The sequence below is a fragment of the Desulfobacula sp. genome (assembly GCF_021107415.1).
The window spans coordinates 1-9167 of the sequence record NZ_JAIOSW010000428.1 but is presented as its reverse complement, the minus strand read 5'-3'; the positions used below and the strand labels follow the sequence as shown (position 1 = coordinate 9167).

Below are 9167 nucleotides of genomic sequence, written 5' to 3'. Positions count from 1 at the left end.
GATCCTTCTTAACACCGCTTTAAGATCTCCTACACAACACACTGGTGGTGGGGGGAGGATTTGAACCTCCGAAGGCTGAGCCGTCAGATTTACAGTCTGATCCCTTTGACCACTCGGGAACCCCACCAATTTATTTTGGAGCCGATACCCCGAATCGAACGGAGGACATTCTCATTACAAGTGAGATGCTCTACCAACTGAGCTATATCGGCTCATCTTATGCCCGCAGCACTTTGTCACGGCAAAAAGACCGAGAGATAATATCAGAGCAATACAAGATAATCAACTCCAAATATTTCCAATTTCCGGGCACAAACTTCAAACATTTGGATTAGAGGCCCTAAAACCTCTCTTTGCTCTTATTTCCTTATTTTTTCTTTGAATCAAGCCCAATTCAGCATCAAGACAACATACAGAATGAAATAATCTTTATAAAATCAGGATACCAAAATTTAATAACTTTTTAATATACACAAATAAAATAGACGTGACAAGAATTTTTTTCACACGCCCGGGGAGATCAAAAACATAATAAAAGAATTCAGAAGACGCATATATCCTTGACAAGCCTTTCCTAATTTTATAATTATTCCTTGAAAAAACAAATTGCAATATATAGAGGGAAAAATGCTAAACTATAAACTTGCTATAATTTTAATACTTTTTTGGATCACGGCAGGTTGTCAACACTCTTACAATAAAAACACCTCTGATCAACACGTTAAGATACAGACGGCTTCTTCGGAACTTCTGAAAGCTGACATCAATTCTGATCTCCCTGATTCAAATAATAAAATAATGATTGCCGACAGCCTGGAAGAACAAGATGATAATAAAGAACCTATCACCATCTCAGATTCATCTTTACAAAATCCCTGCAAAGAAGATTCATTGACATCAGACCTTGAAAAGGAAAAAGAAAATCAGGAGTCAGAGATCACTGTCCAGGAGAAGATCGACCAGGCCCTAGAGCTTTGTAGTTATGCCCAGCAGATGTGGGAGGAAGGTAAATTAGAGGAAGCGGTGACCAACCTTGACTCTGCCTATTATTCCATACTCGAGATTGATTCAGAAGTTTATCCTGAATTCAATCAGCAAAAAGAAGACATCCGATACCTGATATCAAAACGAATTCTTGAAATTTATGCCTCCCGCCAGATAGTGGTAAACGGACAATACAATGAGATACCGATCATCCTGAACCAACATGTACAAAAAGAGATAAAAAGATTTACAGGGCCTGAACGAAAATTCTTTATACAATCCCTTGAACGGGCCAATCGGTTTAGACCGTTTATCGTTTTTGAATTAAAAAAAGCAGGCCTGCCCGAAGATCTTTCCTGGCTTCCATTAGTTGAAAGCGGGTTTAAAATAAGAGCATTATCTCCAGCCAGAGCCCTCGGCTTATGGCAGTTTATCCCTTCTACCGGATATAAATTCGGGTTAAGCCGAAATTATTATATCGACGAACGTTTAGATCCTGAAAAAGCAACCATTGCAGCAATTGCCTACCTAAAAGTGCTTCATAATCTTTTCGGAGACTGGACAACAGCCCTTGCTGCATATAATTGTGGAGAGTCAAGAGTATTAAGAACCATCCGAAAACAAAGGATAAACTATCTTGATAATTTTTGGGATCTTTACCAAAGTTTACCCAGGGAGACCTCGCGGTATGTCCCCAGATTTTTGGCGACCCTCCATATTATAAATAATCTTGAAAAATATAATATCAAAATTGACAATCCCTTATTGCCCGTTGAATATAAAATATGCGAAATCAAAAAACAGGTCAGGCTCAAAGATATTGCTAAAGAAATCGGAGTGAATACAACGGTATTAAAAAATTTAAATCCCGAGCTGAGATATGCCCTGCTTCCACCGGAATCTTATCTATTAAAAATCCCTGAAGACAAGGCCCAATTGTTTCTTTCAAAAATAGATAAAATTAAAACAACTTATTCTCCTCCACCCATGGTTGTGTATCATCGCGTGAGAAGAGGAGATACATTATCCGGAATCGCTAAAAAGTATAGAACATCCATCCGGGCCATATCGGCTGCCAACCATATAAATAAATCCCATAGAATTATTGCCGGCAAGGTATTAAAAATACCCAGCAGAGCCGGCGGAGCAAAAATCAATGTACCTGCATCTCAGCCGCTATCACCCGGACAGACTCTCACCTACATCGTCCGGCGCGGGGACAATCTTTGGATTATTGCCAGAAAATTCGGCACCACCACAAAAACCATCATGGCTGCAAACAAATTATCCGGCACTACATTGAGCATTGGCCAAACCCTTTATATTACATCTAAACAGCAATTAAAAATTGTGCGGAAAGGAACTGCTACCTATAAAGTTCGATCAGGAGACAGCCCTTTTACAATTGCAAAAAAATATAATATGGATTTGAATCGACTCCTTGCCTTAAATCGTTTGAGTAAAAGAAGTAAAATATTTCCCGGACAAAAATTAATTGTTGAATAAGGGTTCATACGTATAAACCACACAGGCAATACCCGTATACCCGTTCCGGTCTGCTCACCTTACACTCCCTAGTGCCTGAACGATTTTTTACGTGTGACCTTCAGGTTAAAGTTCAAAAAGGCCTTCCATTTAACGGCGGAAACTGCGGGCAAATGTGTCCTCAAACAGTCCGCCGTCTTAAACATTACAGGCCTTTTAAACTTTTACAAAAATCGCAGGCAATCCGGTCGTTGCAAGGCAAGCAGACCTGCACTGGAAGCTGGGATTTTCGCATGGGTAAAGTCAAATATTTATAAACAGTTCCAAACAAAACCAAATATAAATTTTAATAAGTGCCTAAAAAATCAACTTAACAAATTTAATTCTTGCATTCTTGATTACATTCTAATATATGCAGGAATCCAGTATGAAAGGGGCTTTCAAGTATTGCTTAAACCCCTTGATTATGTTAATTATAACCAAATTTTAAAAGCTCATGCCCCCGTAGCTCAGTGGATAGAGCATAGGATTCCTAAGTGTATAATCGGTGGTATACATTATTTCTTTGTCCACAGCATTAGCCTATAAATACAGCGTGTTGCGATTTGTAATTATTCTTGATTGGGACCCGATATGTCTATTGTGCCTGTCAGACTCATTGAATATTGTTTTTTAAGTGTTAATAATTAATCTGGAAACACTATATCAAAGGGAAGAAGCCTTCTTTTGGCATCATTGTTTTTTTTGATTTCCATCAATCATGATTTATACCTGTGCTCGGTTTATTTTTATATATTATAAAAATTACTCTGGAAGAATGCTATTTCCCACCCTTCCTGGCTCATAAAGTTTAATTGATATTTTGAAAATGCCAATAATAAACAGAGCCATTTTTGACCGTATTTCCAATTACAATATTTGGGAAGGATTATTTTGTTCACAACTTGGTTTTGATAGCTTTTAACAAGTCCTCCACCGTGGCTGTTTTCTCAAGAACAATCCCCTTTTTATCCAGCAGATACAAGGTGGGAACACCCAGTACAGCATAGTTCTTGAAATTCGCTCCACCCATACCGGCAAGGTCGCAATAATTATCCGACCATTGATGATAGGCCAGTTTTTTTTGAAAGCCTTTTTTACTTACATCCCCACTGACAGCGATTACCCTGACATTATTTGAGGCCAGCCATATATATTTATTGGCAAGGTCGATGAGGGCATCTTCGCATAGCTGACAATCTCCTTGATAAAATAATAGAATCGTATAGTCGGCATCCAGGTGATCTGTTTTCAAAATGATATCCTGGGACATCTGTATAGTCTGGGTTAAAATTGGTGCTTTCCATACGAGATCTGGTGCTTTTTTTCCGGTCAGTATTTTAACCGATGCCATCATTTTCTTAACGTTGTCGGATAATTTTGCTCTGGCATCGGGATGCCCGTCTAAATGGGACACGATAACAGGCAGGAGGTCATCTTTACCTTTCTGAACTAACAAAGGAACACATTTTTGAGCAACTGCTGCTAGGATGTGATCTTCAGCCACCCGTTTAAAAACAGTATTTAATCGGACTCTGAATTGTTCATCTCCGTCCTGGGAATTGATATTCATCATCACCCAATGATGAAGCACCTGGTCCCAGTGACCGCTGGTGTAAAGATCCATAAATTTCAGGTTATAGGTCACAAAATTGTTGAAATACCGGATATGATCTTCCTGGTTCTCATATATTTTATCTGCCACCCCTCTGGTAAAATCCACAATTTCTCCAAACCGTGCTGCATACAAATGACTTTTAGATCTTTCTTTCTGGGTCTGCTCAAATTGCAGGCGTAAATTTATCTGTTCTTTTAAAGCTATTCTGTGAAAATCTTCTTTGTGAGGATATACCTGGAGTACATGGCTCACCGCTTCCAATTTGTCCAGAATTGTCTGCTGACGACGATGCTGTGCAACCAGATAGTCATTTTCAAGGTTTCTGGTATATATGATATTCCCTGGGCCTGGTTTGTCTGACAGACATTCCACCGAGAACCCCTTGCCGGTATAAATCATATCCAGGCCGCCACCACTTTTAAGCAGCCATCGGGTCATACCTCGATAGTCTTGATATGTTTTCGGCATGCTCAGGGTCACTTGTCCATCCTGAAAAATCTTGCCTGATTGAACAGTCAGTTCTTTTTCTCCTTGAAAAATTTTCCAGTCATATTGTTGTCCTGAAAAATGGGGGAAATGAAGTCGAATTTCCTGGGCATAGGCTATTGAGATGGATAGTAGGATAACAGTACTGGCAATTGATAACTGACTATGGATAATGGATAATTTTTTCATATGGAGAATCCAGCCCCCCTGCTTGTATAGATAAATGTTTTGCCTGTTTCCCGGGCCAGTTTTTCCTGTAATCTCATTTTAAAAAATTTTTAGCCGCTTCGCAGTCTATCTTTTTTTAACCGAATCGTACAATTTGTTCGATTCCCACGATTCGGGCCAAAATTTGAAATAGTCAAATAGTCATTATAGTCGAATTATTCTGCGACACAGCGCACCGATAAGCCGTAACCACGGTAGGTGTAGTTCGTGGCGGCGAAGTTGCCGTTGAAGGACTGGTACCACGCGTAGTTGCTGTCGGTGGAGTCCTCAGTACTGGACCAGTATAAACAGTTCTGGCCACGGCTGTTCAACCAACCGCTGCTGAGGTGCCGGCAGCCAGCCGCCGGCAACATCAAGCTATTACCGAAAAACAGGGCGGCGCTGTAGTTGGTATAGTCATCCCAGGTTGTTGACCATGTACCCACAACACTCTGAGGGTTATTTTCCATCACGCCTTGCCACTGGCTATGGGTTGGCACCCTGTACCCGTCAGGACAGGGGTCATTGGCAGTCTTATATGCATCAGACCAGGACCCATTGGGGGCATATGAAGTATTCCAGCCGCTTATGGCATCGTAGTTGGCCTGAGCCGGATCAGGACCAGTAGGACCCTGGGCAGCGATGCCTTTCCTGCCCCACTGCCAGTAACCACCTATGAGACGCCAGGAGGGAATAAAGGGATCGTCATCTGTAGTCTTGCCAACGGCAGCCAGGTTATAACAGTCAAACTCTTTCCAAACACCAGGGGCTATGTATGCACCGCAAGATGAGGGAGAGGGATTCTCAAACTGACGTCCCATCTCACCAAGGATACCATGACCGGATACAAAAACCATATACTCTTCTTCACCAGGTATTAAGGTAGCAAAACAGGTGGTGGTGTCACCGGATTGACTACAAGAACCTTGCTGAATAGTGGCAGCATCATTTGGAAACACCTCCCACTCTACTGAAGCGGGATTGAACCGGTTATTGGTTCCGTCCGTAACTTGAAGTTGAAGTTGCATTCCATTTGCTGTTAAAGCCAGTTGCGGAATAGAAAAGAGTTCCAGTTCATTAAATGCATAAAGACAATCCCCTGTGCCTAGTACACAGGTGGAGGGCAGGACATCCCAGTGCCAGCCTAAGGCGCTGAGAGAAGCGGCAACATTGGCTTCCATGCCCAGAGAGGCGTCAAAGGAGGTCAGCTCCACCACATGTTCGGGATGGGCGGCCAAAAATTCCAAGTTATTGGTCGTTTCCGCAAAGGTAAGGCTGGAACCGGCAAAAGGCTCGACCGTCAGGCTGGCGCTAACTACCCTATAAAAGGTTACTTTAATTTTAGGAATCAGTCTGATCTCAGCACTTGCCTCTCCCTTGATATCAAGGGAGGCGGTCAACGATGTCTCTTCATTATAGGTAATATAAGGGGTCCAGGTAAAACCATCATAGGTGGCACCCAACTCCACTGTTTCTGTCAACTGTGCCTGGGCCATGGCCTCTATCGCAACTGAAGCAGATGCACTGGCCACAACATCCATGGACAAGGTAATCTCTTGATAAACAGGAACCGGACCGGCTTGATATACCGTTGCCCAGGTTCTATCCCACAGTTTGAAATTTTTAGATACATCTCCCGCTGCAGAAAAATTATATTGGGCTTTAGCCGTTAATGTAAGTGTTCCTTTAGCGCCTACATGGGCGGAATCAAGCTCAGTAAAGATAGATCCACCCCATTCAGCATGTGTAATCAGCTCTGGTTCAAATTCAGCAGTGACTGTTGCTTCAAATTCTGAAGAATAATCTTCACTGTCATAAAGTTTAACAGCACTACTTCCATTTTGTGGCTGAACGGAAAAGGTATCCGTGTCATAGGCATAGGTGGTTTGCTCAGCGGAAAGCAGATTATTCTTCCAGTCTATCCGGCTGTAACGGCTGCCGTCTTTGCTTTTAGAACTTATTGCGGTAGCGGTAATCATATTGGTTGAGGGCATTTCTTCAGCCTCTTGGGCCACGTCAAAGAGTTTGAAAGCGGTAAACCCTGCCCCCCGGTCCAAGACATCAACCAGGGATGCATCACTGGTGACCACTGTAATCTCGGCACCAGATGAAGTGGCTGACTCAACCCGGCGGATAGTCATACCGCCTGCAACGTCCTCAGAAAAAAGAATGCTGCCGACTGGTGGAAGGGTTCCTTCGGAATAAATATAAGTGATGCCGTCAGATGTTGTATGCTTTCCCAAACCAAGATCCCATGCCTTTGAGATCACCGTATTTTGGTTTTCCTGAATGGGGAAAGGATACGTTTTAGTTTGCAGGCAGTTACTGGCGCAACTGGTATGATTGGCATAGGTGGCAATTACTTTGCCATAATAGCGGGTATCGCTTTCAAGGCCTGTTATTTCAAGTTGATTCGTACCGGTTACCGTATCCACCAGAGTGGAGGCATCCGTGATAAATGATTCATCCAGGCCAAGATAAATATCGTATATGATCTGATCCGAAGGTGTTTGGCCATCTTCTCCCGGGGTCCAGGCCATCTCCAGTTTGTCTGTACCGGTTGCAACCACCATGGCGAGCTGCGGCTGTAATTCAGCAAGTGCGCTGTCCACATCATCCGTTCCAAATAATTCAACGAAGTCTACAAGGCTGCCATTATCTTGCGTCCCATTTTCCAACGCGGCGGCAAGCAGTTGTAAATCCGTACCATCAACATCCCCGTCGTTATTAGAATCTGAAGATACCTGACATAGAGTACTGCCGGCATTTACATTTTCCCCCATACCAAAGACCTGCAGAACTAACACGACAAAAATGAAGATAGTTCCGATACAATTATATGGCTTTTTTTTCATTTCCTTATTCCTGTCTTTTGTCTATTTGCTTTGGCAAGTGTTTAAAAACAATCGCTACAATCCTCTTATTTAACAATCAACCCAATTAAAAAAGCCAGGTCACCCTATGGCAACCCGGCTTTCTCTTAAAACAATTTTTAAGACCCGTGGCTTTCCGTCCCTGTTTCTCAGCAGGTTTGGTTTTAACTATCATGAATTATTTGCATAAACCATGCCGATTTATTCAAGGCACAAGGAGTCAGGTTTTGTAGTATTTACAGTTTTTTTAGGTAAATTTTTTCTGAGAAAAAAATGTGTTAAAGTGTGAAAAGAATGTAACAATTGTGGGTAAATGTTTTCCTAAATGTTTTTGTGGACTTTACTTTTTTGGAAAATGAAATTCAAATATATAGAAAAAAATAAAAATAAATGAACAGATTCTCCATTAAATTTTATTGGAGAGTAGCTGTAACAAGGAAAAATGATTTAATTTCAAAAATAGGAGATGGTTCATTACTGAGAATACCCATCACTCCGGGTACTCCCAGTAATTGATTTATGAATGTAGACGGTTACAACGGCACTTTTTGCTACTTCACACCACCAAAAATATTTATTCTGCCTGTGGTTGTGTCCGTTTGATTTTCCAGATATTGTTCCTGCATTGCAGATGCCATTTTCAGATCAGAGTCATTAACAATGTTGTATCTATCAAAAACGGATCTTGTTTTATGACCTGATACCATCATCGCAACACGTTCTGGAACTCCAGCTCGTACCATATTTCTTACAGCCGTTCTGCGTAAATCATGGAAGATAGGACCCGCTGGCAATTTGTCTTTCCATTTTAGGACATATTCTACGAGTAGCTTGTAACCGTAACCCATGCCGATTTTTCTACAGGCCGTATTCCAAGCTCTTCTGAAATTAACAATTTTACCGGTACCATCTTGGCCCGGAAAAACAAATGGAACAATTTTTTCGGTCTTCCTTCTTCTGTCCCATTGGCTTTCCAGCATGGATTGAAGTTCTTGATCCAGACAAATAGTTCTTGCTTCCTTGTTCTTTGTCTCACCGACTTTAAGAGGTACAATCCCATTTTTCAGATCAACATCACTCCATGTCAAAGATGTAATTTCTTGATACCGCCATCCAACCTTATAGCCGAAAGTTACATATGATTTCAAATATTCTGGAAGCTCATTTCTCAAAGCAATAAATTGACCATATTCAAAGAAACCTTTCCGAACGTTGTTTTCTTTAAGCATTGGAATATATGGCACTCGGTTCACTTTTGGAGGGGTTTGTTTGGCTCCCAAATTGAGTATACGTCTTAAATAGCCGGTGGAATTTATCATTGGGAGAGCTACAGTTTCCAGTGCAGGTCTGTTTGCCTTGCAAGGAGCGGATTGTCTGCGATTTTTGTAAAAGTTTAAAAGGCCTGGAATGTCAAAACGGCGGAATGTTTGAGGACAAACTTGCCCGCAGTTTCCGCCGTTAAATGGAAGGCCTTT

4 protein-coding genes, 2 tRNA genes and 1 riboswitch are annotated in these 9167 nt (G+C 41.6%); of the genes, 1 reads left to right on the top strand and 5 read right to left on the bottom strand.

All coding sequences use genetic code 11. The features are described 5' to 3' along the window. Positions 1–42: 42 nt before the first annotated feature. Together K8S13_RS21520 and K8S13_RS21515 are read right to left on the bottom strand one after the other, a co-directional pair. A tRNA-Tyr gene (locus tag K8S13_RS21520) sits at positions 43–127 on the bottom strand. A 9-nt stretch (positions 128–136) separates the two neighbouring features. Continuing rightward, positions 137–212, bottom strand: a tRNA-Thr gene (locus K8S13_RS21515). 415 nt (positions 213–627) lie between these two features. Between K8S13_RS21515 and K8S13_RS21510 the strand changes: the two genes are divergently transcribed. Then, positions 628–2490 carry a LysM peptidoglycan-binding domain-containing protein gene (locus K8S13_RS21510; protein ID WP_291465777.1) on the top strand — a complete coding sequence of 621 codons (1863 nt, stop codon included), beginning with the start codon at positions 628–630 and terminating at the stop codon, positions 2488–2490. Positions 2491–3406: 916 nt separating this feature from the next. On the opposite strand, the gene K8S13_RS21505 is transcribed toward K8S13_RS21510, so the two are convergent. From K8S13_RS21505 to K8S13_RS21495, 3 genes are all read right to left on the bottom strand, one after another. Next, the gene (locus K8S13_RS21505) at positions 3407–4801 is read right to left on the bottom strand and encodes a peroxiredoxin (RefSeq protein WP_291465776.1); all 1395 of its coding nucleotides are present in this window, start codon (positions 4799–4801) and stop codon (positions 3407–3409) included. Between the two features lie 194 nt (positions 4802–4995). Continuing rightward, complete coding sequence (locus tag K8S13_RS21500; protein WP_291465775.1) at positions 4996–7674, bottom strand: FISUMP domain-containing protein; 2679 nt, start codon at positions 7672–7674, stop codon at positions 4996–4998. A 105-nt stretch (positions 7675–7779) separates the two neighbouring features. Further along, a riboswitch (cyclic di-GMP riboswitch) is annotated at positions 7780–7865 on the bottom strand. Between the two features lie 378 nt (positions 7866–8243). Beyond that, positions 8244–9167: site-specific integrase (locus tag K8S13_RS21495; protein WP_291465774.1), on the bottom strand; the 924-nt coding region annotated here is incomplete at its 5' end.